This is a genomic window from Pseudomonas sp. X10 (genome assembly GCF_054889225.1).
Window position 1 is genome coordinate 4,641,550 of the sequence record NZ_CM142677.1, and the last position, 19,124, is coordinate 4,660,673.

The following is a 19,124-nucleotide window of genomic DNA, read 5'->3' on the forward strand; positions in this document are numbered from 1 at the left end:
TTACTCCTCGATCTCATTCAGGTTGCGCCCGGCCAGTGCGGCTTTGACCGTCGAATCAAGGCGACGGGCGGCAAAAGCATCGGTCACCTGCGACAGACGCTTGGTCTGTTGCTCGATGGCCGGGCCATCGGTGCCGTTGAGCAAATCACGCAATTCTTGCATCTGGTGCTCGATGGCCAGGCGCTCTTCGGCGTCCAGCAGGCGCTCGCCATCGGCGTCCAGGGCGCCCTGCACCGCTTCGAGCAGGCGCTCGGCATCGACTTGGTGTTCCCGCAGCTGGCGCGCCTGCTTGTCGAAGCCGGCATGCTCGAAGGAGTCCTTGAGCATCCGGGCGATTTCGCCATCGGTCAGCCCGTAGGACGGCTTGACCTGAATGCTCGATTCAATGCCCGAGCCCATTTCGCGGGCCGAGACGCTGAGCAGGCCATCGGCATCGACCTGGAAGGTCACGCGGATCTTCGCCGCACCGGCAACCATGGCCGGAATACCGCGCAGCTCGAAGCGCGCCAGGGAGCGGCAATCGCTGACCAGCTCACGCTCGCCCTGCAGGACATGGATCATCATGGCCGACTGGCCATCCTTGTAGGTGGTGAACTCCTGGGCACGGGCGACCGGGATGGTGGTGTTGCGCGGAATCACCTTCTCCATCAACCCGCCCATGGTTTCCAGCCCCAGGGACAGCGGAATCACGTCGAGCAACAGTAGTTCGCCACCATCACGGCGGTTGCCAGCCAGGGTATCGGCCTGGACAGCGGCGCCGATGGCCACCACCTGGTCCGGATCGATCTCGGTCAGCGGGGTGCGGCCAAACAGCGCGCCCACCGCCTCACGTACCCGAGGCACGCGGGTCGAGCCGCCTACCATGACCACTGCGCCGACTTCCTCGATCTCTACACCACTGTCGCGCACGGCACGGCGGCAGGCCTTGAGGCTGCGGGCGACCAACGGCTCGATCAGGGCTTCGAAGGCGGCACGGCTCAACTCGCCCTGCCAGTCGCCGTGGCGGACACCGACGGTATCGGCATCGGTCAGGGCTTCCTTGGCCGCACAGGCCGTCTGCAACAGTTGGCGCTGGGCAGCCGGATCAAGATCGGCGGACAGCCCGGCCTGCTCGATGATCCAGCCAGCGATAGCATGGTCGAAATCGTCACCACCCAAGGCGCTGTCACCACCAGTGGCAAGCACCTCGAAGACCCCGCCAGTCAGGCGCAGGATGGAAATGTCGAAGGTACCGCCACCCAGGTCATAGATGGCCACCAAGCCTTCGGCATTCTGGTCCAGGCCGTAGGCCACTGCGGCGGCGGTCGGCTCGTTGAGTAGGCGCAACACGTTGAGGCCGGCAAGGCGCGCGGCATCCTTTGTGGCTTGACGCTGGGCGTCGTCGAAATAGGCCGGTACGGTGATCACCGCCCCCACCAGTTCACCGCCAAGGGTTTCCTCGGCGCGCTGGCGCAGCACCTTGAGGATATCGGCCGAGACCTCGACCGGGCTCTTGGCGCCCTGGACCGTATCGATGAACGGCATATGCGACTCACCGCCAATGAAGCGGTACGGCAGTTGCTCGCCCAGTTGCTTGACGTCCGCCAGGCCGCGCCCCATCAGACGCTTGACCGAGAGGATGGTGTTCAAGGGATCGGAAGAGGCCGCGTCGCGCGCGGACAGGCCGACCTCGATGCGGTCATCGAGGTAGCGCACGGCGGATGGCAGGATGACGTTGCCCTGGGTGTCGGGCAGGGGCTCGCTGCGACCGCTGCGTACGGCAGCGACCAGCGAATTGGTGGTGCCAAGGTCGATTCCCACCGCCAGGCGGCGCTGATGCGGCTGGGGGCTCTGACCGGGTTCGGCGATCTGCAGTAGGGCCATGCTTATCTGAATACCAAAGGCGCCGCCACAGGCGACACCGGGTTAATCGTCGAGGCGCTCTTCGAGTTGGCGCACTTCATGGGCGAGCTTGTCGAGGAACTGCATGCGGCGCATCAGGCGCTCGGCCCTGTCACGCTGCGCAGCATCGTCCCAGCAGGCGGCGAACTCCTCGTTCAGCGCTTCCTGGGCAAGCTTCAGGCGCTTCTTGAAGACGGCGACACCGTCAAGGTCGGCGCTGTCCTGCAGGTCTTCGAGCTCCTCGCGCCACTGCATCTGCTGCAACAGGAATTCCGGATCATGGACCGTGACTTCCTGGGGCACTTCGTGGCCACTGATGGCCAGCAGATAACGGGCACGCCGCGGCGCGCTGCGAAGGGTCTGGTAGGCCTCGTTGAGGGCTGCCGACTGCTCCAGCGCCAGGCGCTGTTCACGTTCGGAAGCGTCGGCGAAGCGGTCCGGATGAACCTCGCGGGCCAGCTCGCGATAACGCGTTGCCAGCTTGTCGAGGTCCAGGCGGAAACCGGGCTGAAGGTCAAACAAGGCGAAATGACAAGGAGTACCCACGCGCGGCCTCAGACGTTGAAGCTTTCGCCGCAGCCACACTCACCGCGCACGTTGGGGTTGTTGAACTTGAAGCCCTCGTTCAACCCTTCCTTGACGAAGTCCAGCTCGGTGCCGTCCAGGTAGACCAGGCTCTTCGGGTCGATGATCACCTTCACGCCATGACTTTCGAAGACCTGGTCCTCGGCGCCCGGCTCGTCGACGAACTCCAGCACGTAGGCCAGGCCCGAGCAGCCAGTGGTGCGGACGCCCAGGCGGATGCCATCACCCTTGCCGCGTCCTTCGAGAGAGCGCCGCACATGGTTGGCGGCGGCTTCTGTCATGCTGATAGCCATCGAGACTCCTTACCTGCGACAGGCGACTTAGAGCAAACCTTTCTTCTGCTTGTAATCGCGCACGGCCGCCTTGATGGCGTCCTCGGCGAGTACCGAGCAGTGGATCTTGACCGGTGGCAGGGCAAGTTCCTCGGCCAGCTGGGTGTTCTTGATGGTCTCTGCTTCGTCCAGGGTCTTGCCCTTCATCCACTCGGTGGCGAGGGAGCTGGAGGCGATGGCCGAACCACAGCCGTAGGTCTTGAACTTGGCGTCTTCGATGACGCCCTGCTCGTTGACCTTGATCTGCAGGCGCATCACGTCACCGCAGGCCGGGGCGCCGACCATGCCGGTACCGACATCCGGGTCCTCGGCATTCATCTTGCCGACGTTGCGCGGGTTTTCGTAGTGGTCGATGACCTTTTCGCTATATGCCATGGTGCAATTCCTTCCTCATCAGGGAGCCGCTCTTGCCGGCGACTGCTTAGTGGGCGGCCCACTCGATCTTGGAGATATCAACGCCGTCTTTGAACATGTCCCACAGTGGCGACAGCTCACGCAGCTTGTTCACGGCCTCGCAGACTTTCTGCGCGGCGTAGTCGACTTCTTCCTCGGTAGTGAAGCGGCCGAAGGTGAAGCGGATCGAGCTGTGCGCCAATTCGTCGTTGCGGCCCAGGGCGCGCAGGACATAGGACGGTTCCAGGGACGCCGACGTACAGGCCGAACCGGACGAGACAGCCAGGTCCTTGAGCGCCATGATCAGCGACTCGCCTTCGACATAGTTGAAGCTCAGGTTCAGGTTGTGCGGCACGCGGGCAGTCAGACTGCCGTTAACGTACAGTTCTTCCAGGCCTTGGACCTGCTTGAAGAAGCGGTCGCTCAGAGCCTTGATGCGTGCATTCTCGCTAGCCATCAGCTCCTTGGCGATGGCGAAGGCCTCGCCCATGCCGACGATCTGGTGGGTCGCCAGGGTGCCGGAACGCATGCCGCGCTCGTGGCCACCGCCATGCATGATGGCTTCCAGGCGCACGCGTGGCTTGCGGCTGACGTACAGTGCGCCGATACCTTTTGGCCCGTAGGTCTTGTGGGCCGAGAAGGACATCAGGTCGACCTTGAGCTTCTGCAGGTCGATCTCCACCTTGCCAGTGGACTGGGCGGCGTCGACGTGGAACAGGACGCCACGCGAACGGGTCAGTTCACCGATCGCTGCGATGTCGTTAATGGTACCGATTTCGTTGTTCACGTGCATGACCGACACCAGGATGGTGTCTTCACGCAGGGACGCCTCGACCATGGCCGGGGTGATCAGGCCATCTTCACCGGGCTCGATGTAGGTGACCTCGAAGCCTTCGCGCTCGAGCTGGCGGGTGGTATCCAACACCGCCTTGTGCTCGATCTTGCTAGTGATGATGTGCTTGCCCTTGGTGTGGTAGAAGTGCGCGACACCTTTGATTGCCAGGTTATCGGACTCGGTGGCACCGCTGGTCCAGACAATCTCCCGCGGATCGGCGTTGACCAGGTCGGCGACCTGGCGACGGGCGTTCTCGACCGATTCCTCGGCCTTCCAGCCGAAGACGTGGGAGCGCGACGCCGGGTTACCGAAGTTCCCGTCGACCAGCAGGCATTCGCTCATCTTCTGGGCGACACGTGGATCGACCGGGGTGGTCGCGGAGTAATCGAGGTAGATCGGCAACTTCATTGAATATCTCCTATCAGGCGGTCGCGCCGCTCGTCGAAACGGTCATTCGACGGCGGACGTCTCAATCTTGTCCAGCTGCGTAGTCCGGCCTGCGACACGACGCAGGTCCTGGCGCTGGGCGACTTCTTGCACCTCACGACGGGTGACGAGGTCGGCCAGGCTGATGCCGCTGAGGAATTCATGGATCTGCTGGCTGAGGTCGCACCACAGGTGGTGGGTCAGGCAGGTATCACCGGCGTGGCAATCTCCCAAGCCCTGGCAACGGGTGGCATCGACCGATTCGTTGACCGCGTCGATGACCTGGGCCACCTGGATGGTTTCCATTCCGCGCGACAGTTGATATCCACCGCCTGGGCCGCGCACGCTGGAAACCAGACTGCTGCGGCGCAGCTTGGCGAACAGCTGCTCCAGATAAGAGAGGGAAATGCCCTGGCGCTCGGAAATGTCGGCCAGAGACACGGGACCCTGCTGCGCGTGCAACGCCAGATCAAGCATGGCGGTCACGGCGTATCGGCCTTTGGTAGTCAGTCGCATGGCTAGTAGGTACCACGGGAATTACAGAGTGTGTGCGAGTATGCTATTCCCGAGCGTTTAAGTCAACTATAAGACCTAGTGCTTTAGTCGGGTTTGCGCCTGAAAGGCGGCAGCATGATAGCAAGAACGGGGCGTGAGCACACGCCCCTTCTATCAATGCGTGTCAATGCGACGGCGTGTCGCTCTGCGCCGCCGCCTTGACCTCGGCAAAATCTTCGTCACGCAGGGCCGGCAGCTCCTTGGCGCGATAGTTGCTGTCAAGCTTGGTCAGCTCGCCGCACATATCTTCCAAGCGGCCATCCACCGCCTGCAGGTGGTCGAGCAACTGGCCGATGGCACGGGCCACGGGGTCGGGCATGTCGCCACTGACGCCATAGGCATCGAAGCCGATCTTCTCGGCCATCGCCTTGCGCTTGGCCTCCACCTCGCTGTCCTCGGACTTGACGATGATCCGGCCGGGGATCCCCACCGCCGTGGCGCCCGCCGGCACCGCCTTGGTCACCACCGCGTTGGAACCGATCTTCGCCCCGGCACCGACGGTGAACGGCCCGAGCACCTTGGCCCCAGCACCGACCACCACGCCATCCTCCAGCGTTGGGTGGCGCTTGCCCTTGTTCCAGCTGGTGCCGCCCAGGGTCACGCCCTGATAGAGGGTCACATCGTCGCCGATCTCCGCCGTCTCGCCGATCACGACCCCCATGCCGTGGTCGATGAAGAAGCGCCGGCCGACCTTGGCGCCGGGGTGAATCTCGATACCGGTCAGCCAGCGACCGAAGTTCGAGACCAGCCGGGCCAGCCACTTGAAGTCACGCGCCCACAGGGCATGGGCGGCACGGTGCAGCCATATGGCGTGCATGCCGGGATAGCAGGTCAGCACCTCGAAGGCGTTACGCGCCGCCGGGTCACGATGGAAAACACTCTGGATATCTTCACGCAGACGCTCGAACATCTATTGGTCCTTCCGCTTATGCGGCTCGCCACGGGCCACTTTCTGGGTTTCCGTGAGGATGCCGCGCAAAATGCTCATTTCCGAACGATTGACCGCGCTGCGCCCGAACAGCCGGCGCATGCGCGGCATCAGGTGCTTGGGCTTCTCGGGGTCAAGGAAACCGATCTCCACCAGGGTCTTCTCCAGGTGTTCATAGAACAGCTCCATCTCGTCCATGGTCGCCACCTCGCTACTACGCAGCGAAGTAGCCTCGAACTTCTCGACCTTCGACGGCTCGCCAGCGGCGGCCAACCAGGCCATGCGCACCTCATAGGCGAGCACCTGCACGGCGGCCCCCAGGTTCAGCGAGCTGAAGTCAGGGTTCGAAGGGATATGCACGTGGAAATGACATCGCTGCAGCTCTTCGTTGGTCAGACCGGCATGCTCACGGCCGAACACCAGGGCGATTTCCTCACCAAGCCCTGCGTGCTCGATGACCTTGGTGCCGCATTCGCGGGGGTCGAGCAAGGGCCAGGGGATACGCCGGTCACGCGCACTGGTGCCAAGCACCAGGCTGCAACCCACCAGCGCGTCCTCGAGCGTGGCCACCACCTGGGCATTGGCCAGCACGTCATCGGCACCAGAGGCACGGGCAGTCGCGTCCGGAGCGGGGAAATCCTGTGGGTCGACCAGCACCAGGCGCGACAAGCCCATGTTTTTCATGGCACGCGCAGCGCCGCCGATATTGCCGGGGTGGCTGGTATTGACCAGAACAACACGAATATTTTGCAGCAAGGTGAAGTGCTCACAGATGCAGTAAGGGGGGACTGAATCTTACAGAAGCGACAGGCGTAACGCCACGAAAGCAAATGACACCCTTCTGCGCGCTGAGATTTCTGCTAGAATGTCCGGCTTTCTTTAACGACCCAGGTGAAACGTCCATGCAGCCCATGCTGAATATCGCGCTGCGCGCCGCCCGCAGCGCCAGTGAACTGATTTTCCGCTCAATCGAACGCCTGGATAGCATCAAGGTTGACGAAAAAGAGGCCAAGGACTACGTCTCCGAGGTCGATCGCGCCGCCGAGCAGACCATCGTCAACGCCCTGCGCAAAGCCTACCCGAACCACTCCATCCAGGGTGAGGAGACCGGCCTGCACGCTGGCTCCGGCGAAGAAGGCAAGGACTACCTGTGGATCATCGACCCACTGGACGGCACCACCAACTTCCTGCGCGGCATCCCGCACTTCGCTGTCAGCATCGCCTGCAAGTACCGCGGCCGCCTCGAGCATGCCGTGATCGTCGACCCGGTCCGCCAGGAAGAATTCACCGCCAGCCGTGGCCGCGGCGCCCAGCTCAACGGCCGTCGCCTGCGCGTCAGCTCCCGCAGCAGCCTCGACGGCGCCCTGCTGGGCACGGGCTTCCCTTTCCGCGACAGCCAGATGGCCGACCTAGACAACTACCTGGGCATGTTCCGTGCCCTGACAGGCCAAACCGCCGGCATCCGCCGCGCCGGCTCCGCCAGCCTGGACCTGGCCTACGTTGCCGCCGGCCGTTTCGACGCCTTCTGGGAATCGGGCCTGTCCGAGTGGGACATGGCCGCAGGCGTGCTGCTGATTCAGGAAGCTGGTGGCCTGGTGAGCGACTTCACCGGTGGCCACGACTTCCTTGAGAAAGGCCACATCGTCGCCGGCAACATCAAGTGCTTCAAGGCCGTGCTGACCGCCATCCAGCCGCACGTGCCTGAGCACATGAAGCGCTAAGCGCGGATTGCCAGGCATAAAAAAGCACCCTCCGGGTGCTTTTTTATTGGGCTTTGCATAACGACAAAGGCTAGCGCAGCACCTATCAGGAGCGGCGCAAGCCCAATCATCGAGACAATCCCATCACTGCCCTGGCTGCGCCTGGGTCAGGATCAGCTTGCCATTCTTGTCCAGCGGAATGGTCGAGCCCGGATCACGATCCATCTTCACCTGACCTACCTGGTCACCGATGGAGTACTTGACGTTATAGCCCACCACTTTCTCGCTTAGGTCATTAACCGTGTTGCAGCGGGTTTGCGTGGTGGTGTAGGTATCACGCTGCTGCATGCCTTCCTGCACCTTGTTGCCGGCATAGCCACCACCTACCGCACCAGCTACGGTGGCAATCTTCTTGCCGCTGCCACCACCAACCTGGTTGCCCAGCAGGCCGCCAGCCACGGCACCGAGCACGGTACCGGCGATCTGATGCTGGTCCTTCACCGGAGCCTGACGGGTCACGGTGACGTCCTTGCACACTTCACGCGGCGTCTTGACGGTCTCTTTGATGGGTTGCACATCCGTGACCTGGGCGTATTCAGGCCCCTTGTTCACCAAGCTGTAGGTCGCCACAGCACCTCCGGCGGTCACACCGACAGCACCCAGTACCGCACCCACCAGCATTGATTTGTTCACGTGAACCTCCTGATCGTACCTGCGGGTTCGTGCCCGCGCTTCTCCCAGCCTTGGAGCGAAAAAAAAGGCGCGAGTTCAATCTCGCGCCTTTCTTTGCCCTAAACGGTGTAGGAAAACTACTTACGGACGATCGTCCACACCTTCGGCCTTGACCGTCGGAATCAGGTCTTCACTGCTCAGGTTCAGCCAGATCAGTACCACGTTGGCGATATAGATCGACGAGTAGGTACCGGCCATGACACCGATGAACAGCGCCAGGGAGAAGCCGAACAGGTTGTCGCCGCCGAAGAACAGCAGCGCGGCGATCGCCAGCAGGGTCGACACCGAGGTGGCGATGGTGCGCAGCAGGGTCTGGGTGGTCGAGACGTTGATGTTCTCGATCAGGGAAGCCTTGCGCATGACCCGGAAGTTCTCACGTACCCGGTCGAACACGACGATGGTGTCGTTGAGCGAGTAACCGATGATCGCCAGCACCGACGCCAGCACGGTCAGGTCGAAGGTGATCTGGAAGAACGACAGGATACCCAGCGTCACCACCACGTCGTGCACCAGCGAGACGATGGCGCCGACAGCGAACTTCCACTGAAAGCGGAAGGCCAAGTAGATAAGGATGCCACCCAGGGCCAGGAGCATACCCAGACCACCACGGTCACGCAGCTCCTCACCCACTTGCGGGCCGACGAACTCGACGCGCTTGACCACGGCGGGGTTGTCGCCACCGGCCTTTTGCAGCGCTTCGGCCACCCGGTTGCCCAGCAGCGGGTCATCACCCGGCATGCGTACCAGCAGGTCGGTGGTCGCGCCGAAGCTCTGCACCACGGCATCCTCGAAACCGGACGCTTGCAGCTCACCGCGGACCTTCTGCAGGTCGGCCGGACGCTCGTAGGTCAGCTCGATGAGCGTACCGCCGGTGAAGTCCAGGCCAAAGTTCAAGCCCTTCTGCCACCAACTGAACAGAGCCAGCACGGTGAGCAGCATGGTGATGGCGAACGCGACATTGCGCACGCCCATGAAGTTGATGGTACGTAACATGGCAGCCCCTTAAACCCACAGCTTCTTGATGTCACGCCCACCACAGGTCAGGTTGACCATTGCGCGGGTCACCATGACGGCGGTGAACATCGAGGTGAAAATCCCGAGGGACATGGTGACGGCGAAGCCCTTCACCGGGCCGGTGCCCATGGCGAAGAGAATGCCGCCGACCAGCAGGCTGGTCAGGTTGGCATCGATGATCGCCGTGTACGCGCGGTTGAAGCCTTCGTGAATGGCGCGCTGCACCGACATGCCGCCTTTCATCTCTTCACGGATACGCGAGAAGATCAGCACGTTGGCGTCCACCGCCATACCCATGGTCAGGACGATACCGGCAATACCTGGCAAGGTCAGTGTCGCGCCCAGCAGCGACATCAGCGCCAGCAGCAGCACCATGTTGCCCGCCAGGGCAACAGTGGCGATCACGCCAAAGGCACGGTAGATGGCGATGATGAACAGCGAGACGAACAGCATCCCCCACAGCGACGCATCGATACCCTTGGTGATGTTGTCGGCACCCAGGCTCGGGCCAATGGTGCGCTCTTCAGCGAAGTACATCGGCGCGGCCAGACCACCGGCGCGCAGCAGCAGGGCCAGCTCGGAGGACTCGCCCTGGCCGTTCAGGCCGGTGATGCGGAACTGACTGCCCAATGGCGACTGGATGGTCGCCAGGCTGATGATCTGCTTCTCTTCCTTGAAGGTCTGTATCGGGACATCCTTCTCGACGCCGTCGACCACCTGCTTCTCGTAGCGGGTCACCGGCTTCTGCTCGATGAAGATCACTGCCATGCTGCGCCCCACGTTGCTGCGGGTAGCACGGCTCATCAGCTCGCCGCCATGGCCATCCAGGCGGATGTTGACCTGTGGGCGGCCGTGCTCGTCGTAGCTGGCCTGGGCGTCGGTGACCTGGTCACCGGTGATGATCAGGCCGCGCTCGACTGCAGCGGAGCGGCCACCATCACGGAACTCGAAGACCTCCGTGGTGGCCCGGGACGCGCCCGGCTCGGCACCGAAACGGAACTCCAGGTTAGCGGTCTTGCCGAGGATACGCTTGGCTTCGGCGGTATCCTGCACGCCTGGTAGCTCGACCACGATGCGGTTGGCGCCCTGACGCTGCACCAGCGGCTCGGCGACACCCAGCTCGTTGACCCGGTTACGCACGGTGGTCAGGTTCTGCTTGATCGAGTACTCGCGGATTTCCGCGACCTTCGCCGGAGTGATGGCCAGGCGCAATACCGCCAGGTCGTTACGCTCGGTGGTGGTCAGGTCGAAATCACTGAAATTCTTGCGGATCAGGCTGCGGGCCTGTTCGCGGGAAGCGTCGTCGGAGAAGCCCAGCATGATGCCGCCATCCTGCTGAGGCAGGCTGCGGTAGCGGATACGCTCCTTGCGCAGCAGGGTCTTCACTTCACCTTCGTAGACCTTGAGGCGGGCGCTCATGGCTTTGTCCATGTCCACTTCCAGCAGGAAGTGCACACCGCCGGAGAGGTCCAGGCCCAGCTTCATCGGGCTGGCGCCGAGATTGCGCAACCATTGCGGGGTAGTCGGGGCCAGGTTCAGGGCCACGACGTAATCATCGCCCAGCGCCTTGCGCGCCACATCCTTGGCTGGAAGCTGGTCTTCCTGATGCGCCAGACGCACCAGCGCACCCTTGCCCTGCTCGCCCAGGTCAGCGCCCTTGACGGTGATGCCGGCCTCGGTCAGCGCTTTGCTGACGCGGTCCAGGTCAGTCTGGTTGACCTGCAGCGCCGTGCTGGCACCGCTGATCTGCACCGCTGGATCGTCAGGGTAGAGGTTGGGAGCGGAATAAATAAAACCGATCGCCAGCACAGCCAGGATCAGCAGGTATTTCCACAGAGGGTATTTGTTCAGCATCACGCCGCCCGTTCAAGACGCGGGGCGCGTTGCGCGCCCCGACGATGGTAGAAAACCGGTAACTCAGATCGCTTTGAGCGTACCTTTTGGCAGGGTCGCGGCAACAGCGCCCTTCTGGAACTTCAGCTCGACAGTGTCGGAAACCTCCAGGACCACGAAATCGTCGGTGACCTTGGTGATCTTGCCGGCGATACCGCCATTGGTCACCACTTCGTCGCCTTTTTGCAGGTTGCTCAGCAGATTCTTCTGCTCTTTGGCACGTTTGGCCTGTGGGCGCCAGATCATCAGGTAGAAGATGACCAGGAAGCCGACCAGGAAGATCCACTCGAAGCCAGTGCCAGCAGGGCCAGCAGCAGGTGCAGCAGCGTCCGCGTACGCGGCGGGAATCAGAAAGCTCATTTGGCACTCCAGTTGCAAAGTCGCAAAGTTATTGTTTGCTGTATTCGAAAGAACTCAGTCCAAGGGCGGCACAGGCAGCCCGCGCTTGGCGTAGAAGGCGTCGACGAAGGCGGCCAATTTACCTTGTTGAATAGCCTCGCGCAAACCAGCCATCAAACGCTGGTAATGCCGCAAGTTATGGATCGTATTCAACATGCTGCTCAACATTTCGCCGCACTTGTCCAAGTGATGCAGATAAGCGCGGGAGAAGTTCTGGCAGGTATAGCAATCGCAGGTCGGATCCAGCGGCGAATCATCATGGCGATGGAACGCGTTGCGGATCTTGATCACACCGGTGTCGATGAACAGATGGCCGTTGCGCGCGTTACGCGTAGGCATCACGCAATCGAACATGTCGACGCCGCGGCGCACACCCTCGACGAGATCTTCCGGTTTGCCTACCCCCATAAGGTAACGAGGTTTGTCAGCCGGCATCTGCCCGGGCAGGTAGTCCAGCACCTTGATCATCTCGTGCTTGGGCTCGCCCACCGATAGGCCGCCAATGGCCAGGCCATCGAAGCCGATCTTGTCCAGGCCCTCCAGCGAGCGCATGCGCAGGTCCTGGTGCATGCCACCCTGGACGATGCCGAACAGCGCCGCCGTGTTGTCACCATGGGCATTCTTGGAGCGCTGTGCCCAACGCAGCGACAACTCCATCGACACCCGGGCTACGTCCTCGTCGGCCGGATATGGCGTGCATTCGTCGAAAATCATCACGATGTCCGAGCCCAGGTCGCGCTGGACCTGCATCGACTCTTCCGGCCCCATGAACACCCTGGAGCCGTCCACCGGCGAAGCGAAGGTTACGCCCTCCTCCTTGATCTTGCGCATGGCGCCCAAGCTGAACACCTGGAAACCACCGGAATCAGTGAGGATTGGCCCCTTCCACTGCATGAAATCATGCAGGCCACCATGAGCCTTGATCACCTCGGTACCGGGACGCAGCCACAAGTGGAAGGTGTTGCCGAGGATGATCTGCGCGCCAATGGCCTCGATATCCCGCGGCAGCATGCCCTTGACCGTGCCATAGGTGCCGACCGGCATGAAGGCCGGGGTCTCGACCACGCCACGGGGGAAAGTCAGGCGGCCGCGACGGGCCTTGCCATCGGTGGCCAGCAGTTCGAAGGACATACGACAGGTGCGACTCATGCTTGATCCTCGGGGCCGCGTGGCGCCGGATTGCGGGTGATGAACATGGCATCACCGTAACTGAAGAAGCGGTACCCGTGCTCGACTGCCGCCGCGTAGGCGGCCATGGTCTGCGGGTAGCCAGCGAAAGCCGAGACCAGCATCAACAGCGTGGACTCCGGCAGGTGGAAGTTGGTGACCAGGGCATCGACCACGTGGAAGGGCCGGCCCGGGTAAATGAAGATATCCGTGTCGCCGCTGAACGCCTTGAGCTCGCCATCGCGCGCTGCGCTCTCCAGCGAGCGCACGCTGGTGGTCCCCACAGCGACCACCCGTCCGCCGCGAGCCCGACAGGCCGCCACGGCGTCGACCACGTCCTGGCCGACCTCCAGCCACTCTTTATGCATATGGTGGTCTTCGATGCGCTCGACCCGTACCGGCTGGAAGGTGCCAGCCCCCACATGCAAGGTGACGAAGGCGCGCTCCACACCCTTGACGGCGATCTGCTCCAGCAGCGCCTCATCGAAGTGCAACCCAGCGGTCGGCGCCGCCACGGCCCCGGCGCGCTCGGCGTACACCGTCTGGTAGCGCTCACGGTCGGCGCCCTCGTCCGGACGGTCGATATAAGGAGGCAGCGGCATGTGTCCGACCCGGTCGAGCAACGGCAGCACCTCTTCGGCGAAACGCAGCTCGAACAACGTGTCATGGCGCTCGACCATCTCGGCCTCACCACCGCCATCGATCAGCAACTGCGTGCCCGGCTTGGGCGCTTTGCTCGAACGCACATGGGCCAACACCCGGTGGCTGTCCAGCACTCGCTCCACCAGAATCTCCAGCTTGCCGCCAGAAGCCTTCTGGCCGAACAACCGCGCTGGAATCACCCGGGTGTTGTTGAACACCATCAGGTCACCCGGGCGCAAATGCTCGAGAAGATCGGTGAACTGCCGGTGCGCCAATGCCCCGCTGGGACCATCGAGAGTCAACAAACGGCTGCTATGACGCTCGGCCAATGGGTGGCGAGCGATCAGGGAATCGGGGAGTTCAAAGGAAAAATCGGCGACGCGCATGATGGTGTTCGGTTCGACAGGGCCGGAAAGTTTAGCCCAATGCGTGAAAATTCACCATGAAACCCGATTGACCGCGTCTCAGAGCCTCTCTATACTTCGCCGCCACAAGCCCTGATGGCGGAATTGGTAGACGCGGCGGATTCAAAATCCGTTTTCGAAAGGAGTGGGAGTTCGAGTCTCCCTCGGGGCACCAAACGCAGAAAGAAACCGACCTTAGGGTCGGTTTTTTTGTGGGCGGGATTTTTGGTCCCTGTGCAGCCCCGGAACACGCGTACTTCGCTGGGTTAATCCTCTTGTTCCCGGCGCGCGCTCGGCGTCATGCAGCGCCATATCCGCTTCATGCAACCGGCGAAGGCCAGCTAAGCTGCAGGTCCTACGTTGCAGGAAGCTACCCCATGCACCTGACCCACCGCCCCGTCCACACCAACGATATCGCTACTCTCTGCTGCTTTCCCCAAGGCCCGGACGAGCTGTTCTACATGTTTCCCAGGGCCAGCTACCCACTGACCCCAGCCCAATTGAGCGAGGCCATTGCCCAGCGCAGTGGCTCGACCGTGGTGGAAGGCGACGGCGTGGTGCTGGGGTTTGCCAACTTCTATAAGGCCGAGCATGGCGGTATTTGCGCTCTGGGCAATGTAGTTGTGGCGCCAGCTGCCCGTGGCAAGAGCGTTGCCCGCTACCTGGTGCAGCAGATGATCGAACTGGCACGGCGCGAGTTCGAGGCGCGGGAGGTGTGGGTGTCCTGTTTCAACCACAACACGGCAGGGTTGCTGCTTTATCCACAGCTCGGGTTCGCGCCATTCGCCATCGAGGAACGCCTGGGGCCGGGGAACCAGCGGGTGGCGTTGATTCAAATGAAACAGCTGATTTGATAACCCAAACTCTGCTGCTGGCACACCTCTGAAGCGCATCGCCTAGGACAACTCCCTCTCCCCCCGATGAACTGCAGCGAACCCCGGGCCATGCCTGACGTCCGAATCTGCATCCGGTCCGTTTCGAGGTACCCAGTGAAAGACGCCATCGCCCGCAAATACCGCCTGATCGTCAAGACCGTCGGTTACATCGGCTGGTCATTGTTCTGGCTGCTGATCTGGGACGTGCTGGTAACCATCGACTTCATGCTGTTCTTCAACAGCAAGTTCACCCTGCCTCTGATGCCGCTGACCTTGCTCGGTTCCGCGCTGGTGGTGCTGGTCAGTTTCCGCAACAGCAGCGCCTACAACCGCTGGTGGGAGGCGCGTACTTTGTGGGGGGCGTTGGTGAACGGTTCACGCAGCTACGGCCGCCAGGTCCTGACCCTGATCGATGATTCGGACGAGGGAATCAATCCTCTCAAGGCGACGCTGTTGCGCCGTCACATTGCCTATGTGAACTGCCTGGCCGCTCACCTCAAGGGCGATGCCTGTCCGGATGAGCTGATGGCTTTCATCCCGCCACAGGAATTCGAACGGCGCAATGGCTCCAACAACTTCGCCAACGATATCCTCACAGGCTCTGCGGCGCTGTTGGCCAAGGAGTACAAGGCCGGACGCCTGGACAGCATCCGTCTAGCGCGGCTGGAATCGACTCTGGTCGACCTGTCCAACGCCCAAGGCGGCATGGAGCGGATCGCCAACACGCCCCTGCCCTACCCTTACGTGTACTTTCCACGGCTGTTCATCACCCTGTTCTGCCTGATCGTGCCGATCGGCCTGGTGGAGTCCCTCGGCTGGTTCACCCCATTGGCCTCGACCGTGGTCGGCTTCATGCTATTGGCCATCGAGCGCATCGGCACTGACCTGCAGAGCCCGTTCCGCTTCAGCGAACATCAGATCCAGATGGACACCATCTGCGAGACCATCGAGCGCAACCTGGACTCAATGCAGCGGGATGCGCAACGCGGAAAGCTTGAGGTGGAGTAAGCCCCTGGGAAGGAGCCGATGGGGACGGCCGCCAGCATAAGATGCTGCTGGGCTCGCTGTCCCTGCACCATTCGCTCGATCACACCCTCACATAACGCTGACGCAACAAGTCACTGAATGCATCCACCAGCAATACCAGCACCAGCATGGCAATGATCACGGTACTGGCCTGGGCTTCCTGGAACAGGCTCAGGGTGGTGTAGAGCATCTGCCCCAGGCCACCGGCGCCGACGAAGCCGAGCACACTGGCCATACGGATGTTGTTCTCCCAGCGGTACAGGCTGTAGGCCAGTAGCTGCGGCCAGAGGTTCGGCAAGGTGCCGAAACAAAAGGCGGTAACCTGGCTGCCGCCCTGTAGGCGGATGGCGGCTGCCGGTTCAACCGGGGCGTTTTCCAGGGCTTCGGCGAACAGCCGGCCCAGCACGCCTGCGGTGTGTAGCGCCAGGGCCAGGGTGCCGGCATTCGGCCCCAGGCCCGCTGCCAGCACAGTCAGCGCCGCCCAGACCAGTTCGGGAATGGCCCGCAGCGCATTGAGCAACAGGCGCGCGGCGCCCTGCAGCGGCCACCCGAAGCGACCAGCCGCGGGCAAGGCCAGGAGCAGGCCAAGAACCATCGCCAGCAAGGTCCCGAGGCCCGACATGGCCAAGGTCTCCAACGCCCCATACCCTACCGCTCGCAGGTGCCCGGTACTGAGGTCCGGGCTCAGGAAACGCGTGGCGTAGGCCGCCATTTGCTGCAACCCGCCGTCGCCAACCAGCGCCTCCAGGTCCAGGCTCAGATAGGCGAACGACCCGACTGCCGCGGCAAGGATGGTCAGGATCACCAGGGTGTTGATCACGCGGTTCATGCCAACCTCCCGCGCAAAAAGCGGCTGAGTTGGTCGGCCAGGAACACCAGCACGAGGAAGGCCAGGAGCATGCTCGCCACTTCCGACCCGGCGAACATGCGCATGGACAAGTCGATCTGCTGGCCAAGGCCACCGGCGCCGACAAACCCCATCACCACCGAAGCGCGCACTGCACATTCCCAGCGATAGACGGTATAGGACACCAGCTCCGCCGCTGCCGCCGGGAGGATGCCGTAGAAGAACGCATTCAAGCGGCTGCTGCCGGCCTGAAGCAAGGCATGCGCCGGGCGCTGGTCGACCGACTCGAAGATCTCCGCATAGACCTTGCCGAGCATGCCGCTGTAGGTGATGGCGATCGCCAGTACGCCAGCGGTCGGCCCCAAGCCAACGGCGCGGACGAACAGCAGCGCCCAAACGATCTCCGGTACGCTGCGCAGGAACACCAACAGTCCGCGCACGGGCAAACGCACGGTCCGCGATAAGCCTCCTGGCCGGCCGCCACGCGACGCCGCCCCCAGCGACAACGCGCGGCTGGCCAACAGGCTCGTCGGTACCGCCAACAGCAGCGCCAGGGCCATGCCGGCAGTGGCAACGGCCAGGGTTTGCAGCGTGGCCTCGAACAGCAACGCGAGGAAGTCAGCGTCATGGGCCGGTGGCCAGAACCCGCTGACGAAACTGCCCATCTGCTGGCGGTTGTCCGCTTGCAGCAGTACACCGGGGTTCAGCTCGCTCAGCCGCAGGCCTGGCCATAGCAAGGCCAACGCCAGCAGGGTCAACAGCAAGCGGGGCAGCGCAGCCGGGTCGCGGGTGTCACGCATCAGCATCGAGGGATCTGCACGGTCAGGGTCGGTTCAGGCAACGGTGGAGGGACCAGTTGTTCGTTGGCATACAGCGCATCCAGTAAGCTGTCGGTCACGGCCTCGGCCGGGCTGTCGAAGACCACCTGCCCTTCGCGGATACCGATGATCCGCGGAAAGTGCGCCAGGGCCAGCTCCACCGCGTGCAAGCTGGCGACCAGGGTCACCCCCCGCTCGCCGGCATGGCGGTTGAGCAGGCCCAGGCTGTGGTCGGCCAGCACTGGGTCCATGGCCGAAACCGGCTCGTCAGCCAGCAGCACCTGTGGCTGTTGATACAGGGCCCGGGCAATGCCGACCCGTTGCAACTGCCCGCCGGACAACTGGCCGCACTGGACGAACAGCTTGTCGGCCAGGCCCAGATCGGCCAGCGCCTGGCGTGCCCCCGGCACATCCGTCGGATACAGCAGGTTGAGCAGCCCGCGCAGGGTACCCCACTGCCCCAGGCGACCAGCCAGCACCGCAGTGACCACCCGCTGGCGCGGTGGCAAGGGAGGCGCCTGGTGCACCAGCCCGACGCGCGCGCGCAGGCGCTGCCGGGCGCGAGCCGAGAGGGCCCAGGGCTGTTCACCGAGCAGCTCAAGACTGCCCGCGCTGGGCCGGCTCGCGGTGGCCATCAGGTGCAGCAGGCTGGACTTGCCGGCCCCGGATGGGCCGATGATCGCCACCCGTTCGCCGGTATCGATCGCCAGGTCCACACCCTTGAGGGCCTGGACCTGGCCATGCCGCAGGCTCGCGCCGTACAGGCGGATACTCACTTGAGCAGCTCGGCAGCGCGTGCAGCCTCCTCGATGCCCTTGTAGTTTTCAGGGCTGGTCTCGATGAAGCGGGTGGCAGCCTGCAGGTCAAGAATCGCCTTATGCTCCGGGTTGGCTGGGTCGAGGTCGAGGAAGGCCTTCTTGATCTTTTCTTTCAGGGCCGGGTCCATGTTGCCGCGCACGGTCCAGTTGTAGTCGTAGTAGGTCGGCGTGGTCGCGAAGACCTTGACCTTATCGGTATCGACCTTGCCCGAGGCGACCAGCTTGTCCCAGACACTGGCGTTGAGTACGCCAGCGTCGACCTTGCCAGCCTGCACCCAGGCAGCCGTCGCGTCGTGGGCACCGGAATAGGCGATACGGCTGAAATACCCTTCAGGCTTGATGTTGTCGTTCTTGAGCATGAAGTAACGCGGCATCAGGCTGCCGGAGGTGGATGAGATCGAGCCGAAGGCGAAGGTCTTGCCCTTGAGGTCGGCCAGGCTCTTCACATCCGGGTTGGCGGTGATGAATTTGCTGGTGAACTCGGCATCCTGCTCACGCTGCACCAGCGGCGTGGCGGTCGGGTCCTTCAGGTGCACCTGGACAAAGGTAAAGCCACCCAGCCATGCCAGGTCGAGGCGGTCGCTGGCCAGCGACTCGACCACCGCCGGGTAGTCGGATACCGGCACGAACTGCACCTTCATTCCCAGTTGCTGCTCCAGGTAGGTGCCCAATGGCTTGAACTTGCGCAGCAGTTCGGTGGGCGCTTCGTCGGGAATGGCGCTGACACGCAAGGTGTCTGCAGCCTGGGCGATAAAGGCGGAACATGACAGCACGAGGCCTGCGACCAGCGCCAGGGGACGTTTGAGCATGGGGGTTCTCCGGTTCAATAGCGGGGAAAGGCCGGCTTCATGAGC

21 protein-coding genes and 1 tRNA gene are annotated in these 19,124 nt (G+C 62.9%); 4 read left to right on the forward strand and 18 right to left on the reverse strand.

Going from position 1 to position 19,124, the window contains the following annotated elements:
* The 8 genes from hscA to trmJ all read right to left on the reverse strand — a co-directional run bounded on the left by hscA (nucleotide 1) and on the right by trmJ (nucleotide 6,691).
* Nucleotides 1–1,863: a Fe-S protein assembly chaperone HscA gene (gene hscA / locus ACYU03_RS21170; protein WP_461886579.1), complete on the reverse strand. Its 1,863-nt coding sequence runs from the start codon at nucleotides 1,861–1,863 to the stop codon at nucleotides 1–3.
* A gap of 42 nt (nucleotides 1,864–1,905) precedes the next feature.
* A complete protein-coding gene (hscB, locus tag ACYU03_RS21175; protein ID WP_461886580.1) occupies nucleotides 1,906–2,427 on the reverse strand; it encodes a co-chaperone HscB in 522 nt (173 codons plus the stop codon).
* An 8-nt stretch (nucleotides 2,428–2,435) separates the two neighbouring features.
* Nucleotides 2,436–2,759: an iron-sulfur cluster assembly protein IscA gene (iscA, locus tag ACYU03_RS21180; protein ID WP_461886581.1), complete on the reverse strand. Its 324-nt coding sequence runs from the start codon at nucleotides 2,757–2,759 to the stop codon at nucleotides 2,436–2,438.
* A 27-nt stretch (nucleotides 2,760–2,786) separates the two neighbouring features.
* The gene (gene iscU / locus ACYU03_RS21185; protein WP_002552476.1) at nucleotides 2,787–3,173 is read right to left on the reverse strand and encodes a Fe-S cluster assembly scaffold IscU; all 387 of its coding nucleotides are present in this window, start codon (nucleotides 3,171–3,173) and stop codon (nucleotides 2,787–2,789) included.
* 46 nt (nucleotides 3,174–3,219) lie between these two features.
* On the reverse strand, nucleotides 3,220–4,434 hold the full coding sequence (locus ACYU03_RS21190; protein WP_461886582.1) for an IscS subfamily cysteine desulfurase: 1,215 nt from the start codon (nucleotides 4,432–4,434) through the stop codon (nucleotides 3,220–3,222).
* Between the two features lie 42 nt (nucleotides 4,435–4,476).
* Nucleotides 4,477–4,968: a Fe-S cluster assembly transcriptional regulator IscR gene (iscR, locus tag ACYU03_RS21195; RefSeq protein WP_461886583.1), complete on the reverse strand. Its 492-nt coding sequence runs from the start codon at nucleotides 4,966–4,968 to the stop codon at nucleotides 4,477–4,479.
* Between the two features lie 163 nt (nucleotides 4,969–5,131).
* Nucleotides 5,132–5,917, reverse strand: coding sequence for a serine O-acetyltransferase (gene cysE / locus ACYU03_RS21200; protein ID WP_461886584.1), 786 nt, complete (start codon nucleotides 5,915–5,917; stop codon nucleotides 5,132–5,134).
* Complete coding sequence (gene trmJ, locus ACYU03_RS21205) at nucleotides 5,918–6,691, reverse strand: tRNA (cytosine(32)/uridine(32)-2'-O)-methyltransferase TrmJ (RefSeq protein WP_461886585.1); 774 nt, start codon at nucleotides 6,689–6,691, stop codon at nucleotides 5,918–5,920. It lies immediately after the preceding gene.
* A gap of 146 nt (nucleotides 6,692–6,837) precedes the next feature.
* Between trmJ and suhB the strand changes: the two genes are divergently transcribed.
* Nucleotides 6,838–7,656, forward strand: a complete 819-nt coding sequence (suhB, locus tag ACYU03_RS21210) for a type III secretion system regulator SuhB (RefSeq protein ID WP_461886586.1) — start codon at nucleotides 6,838–6,840, stop codon at nucleotides 7,654–7,656.
* Nucleotides 7,657–7,779: 123 nt separating this feature from the next.
* Here suhB and ACYU03_RS21215 read toward each other — a convergent pair whose 3' ends face one another.
* The 6 genes from ACYU03_RS21215 to queA all read right to left on the reverse strand — a co-directional run bounded on the left by ACYU03_RS21215 (nucleotide 7,780) and on the right by queA (nucleotide 13,868).
* A complete protein-coding gene (locus ACYU03_RS21215) occupies nucleotides 7,780–8,328 on the reverse strand; it encodes a glycine zipper 2TM domain-containing protein (protein ID WP_461886587.1) in 549 nt (182 codons plus the stop codon).
* Nucleotides 8,329–8,448: 120 nt separating this feature from the next.
* Nucleotides 8,449–9,360, reverse strand: a complete 912-nt coding sequence (gene secF / locus ACYU03_RS21220; RefSeq protein WP_461886588.1) for a protein translocase subunit SecF — start codon at nucleotides 9,358–9,360, stop codon at nucleotides 8,449–8,451.
* A 9-nt stretch (nucleotides 9,361–9,369) separates the two neighbouring features.
* Nucleotides 9,370–11,235, reverse strand: a complete 1,866-nt coding sequence (gene secD / locus ACYU03_RS21225; RefSeq protein WP_461886589.1) for a protein translocase subunit SecD — start codon at nucleotides 11,233–11,235, stop codon at nucleotides 9,370–9,372.
* Between the two features lie 63 nt (nucleotides 11,236–11,298).
* Nucleotides 11,299–11,634 (reverse strand): preprotein translocase subunit YajC, encoded by a 336-nt coding sequence (yajC, locus tag ACYU03_RS21230; RefSeq protein WP_461886590.1) that lies wholly within the window; start codon nucleotides 11,632–11,634, stop codon nucleotides 11,299–11,301.
* Between the two features lie 54 nt (nucleotides 11,635–11,688).
* Entirely contained in the window at nucleotides 11,689–12,804 is a 1,116-nt protein-coding gene (tgt, locus tag ACYU03_RS21235; RefSeq protein ID WP_461891517.1) for a tRNA guanosine(34) transglycosylase Tgt, read from the reverse strand.
* A gap of 14 nt (nucleotides 12,805–12,818) precedes the next feature.
* On the reverse strand, nucleotides 12,819–13,868 hold the full coding sequence (gene queA, locus ACYU03_RS21240; RefSeq protein WP_461886591.1) for a tRNA preQ1(34) S-adenosylmethionine ribosyltransferase-isomerase QueA: 1,050 nt from the start codon (nucleotides 13,866–13,868) through the stop codon (nucleotides 12,819–12,821).
* A 108-nt stretch (nucleotides 13,869–13,976) separates the two neighbouring features.
* On the opposite strand from queA, the gene ACYU03_RS21245 reads away from it, so the two are divergent.
* The 3 genes from ACYU03_RS21245 (at nucleotide 13,977) to ACYU03_RS21255 (ending at nucleotide 15,769) form a co-directional block, all read left to right on the forward strand.
* A tRNA-Leu gene (locus tag ACYU03_RS21245) sits at nucleotides 13,977–14,061 on the forward strand.
* A 202-nt stretch (nucleotides 14,062–14,263) separates the two neighbouring features.
* A complete protein-coding gene (locus ACYU03_RS21250) occupies nucleotides 14,264–14,740 on the forward strand; it encodes a GNAT family N-acetyltransferase (RefSeq protein WP_461886592.1) in 477 nt (158 codons plus the stop codon).
* Between the two features lie 135 nt (nucleotides 14,741–14,875).
* Nucleotides 14,876–15,769, forward strand: coding sequence for a bestrophin family protein (locus ACYU03_RS21255; protein ID WP_461886593.1), 894 nt, complete (start codon nucleotides 14,876–14,878; stop codon nucleotides 15,767–15,769).
* A 79-nt stretch (nucleotides 15,770–15,848) separates the two neighbouring features.
* Here the strand turns inward: ACYU03_RS21255 and phnE are convergent, their stop codons facing one another.
* From phnE to ACYU03_RS21275, 4 genes are read right to left on the reverse strand one after another with little or no spacing between them, the layout of a single operon-like run.
* Nucleotides 15,849–16,616: a phosphonate ABC transporter, permease protein PhnE gene (gene phnE, locus ACYU03_RS21260; protein WP_461886594.1), complete on the reverse strand. Its 768-nt coding sequence runs from the start codon at nucleotides 16,614–16,616 to the stop codon at nucleotides 15,849–15,851.
* Entirely contained in the window at nucleotides 16,613–17,440 is an 828-nt protein-coding gene (locus tag ACYU03_RS21265) for a PhnE/PtxC family ABC transporter permease (protein ID WP_461886595.1), read from the reverse strand. The genes phnE and ACYU03_RS21265 overlap by 4 nt, the downstream gene beginning before the upstream one ends.
* The gene (locus tag ACYU03_RS21270) at nucleotides 17,434–18,228 is read right to left on the reverse strand and encodes a phosphonate ABC transporter ATP-binding protein (protein ID WP_461886596.1); all 795 of its coding nucleotides are present in this window, start codon (nucleotides 18,226–18,228) and stop codon (nucleotides 17,434–17,436) included. Before ACYU03_RS21270 ends, ACYU03_RS21265 begins: the two co-directional genes overlap by 7 nt.
* On the reverse strand, nucleotides 18,225–19,079 hold the full coding sequence (locus ACYU03_RS21275) for a putative selenate ABC transporter substrate-binding protein (RefSeq protein WP_461886597.1): 855 nt from the start codon (nucleotides 19,077–19,079) through the stop codon (nucleotides 18,225–18,227). Before ACYU03_RS21275 ends, ACYU03_RS21270 begins: the two co-directional genes overlap by 4 nt.
* Between the last annotated feature and the right edge of the window lie 45 nt (nucleotides 19,080–19,124).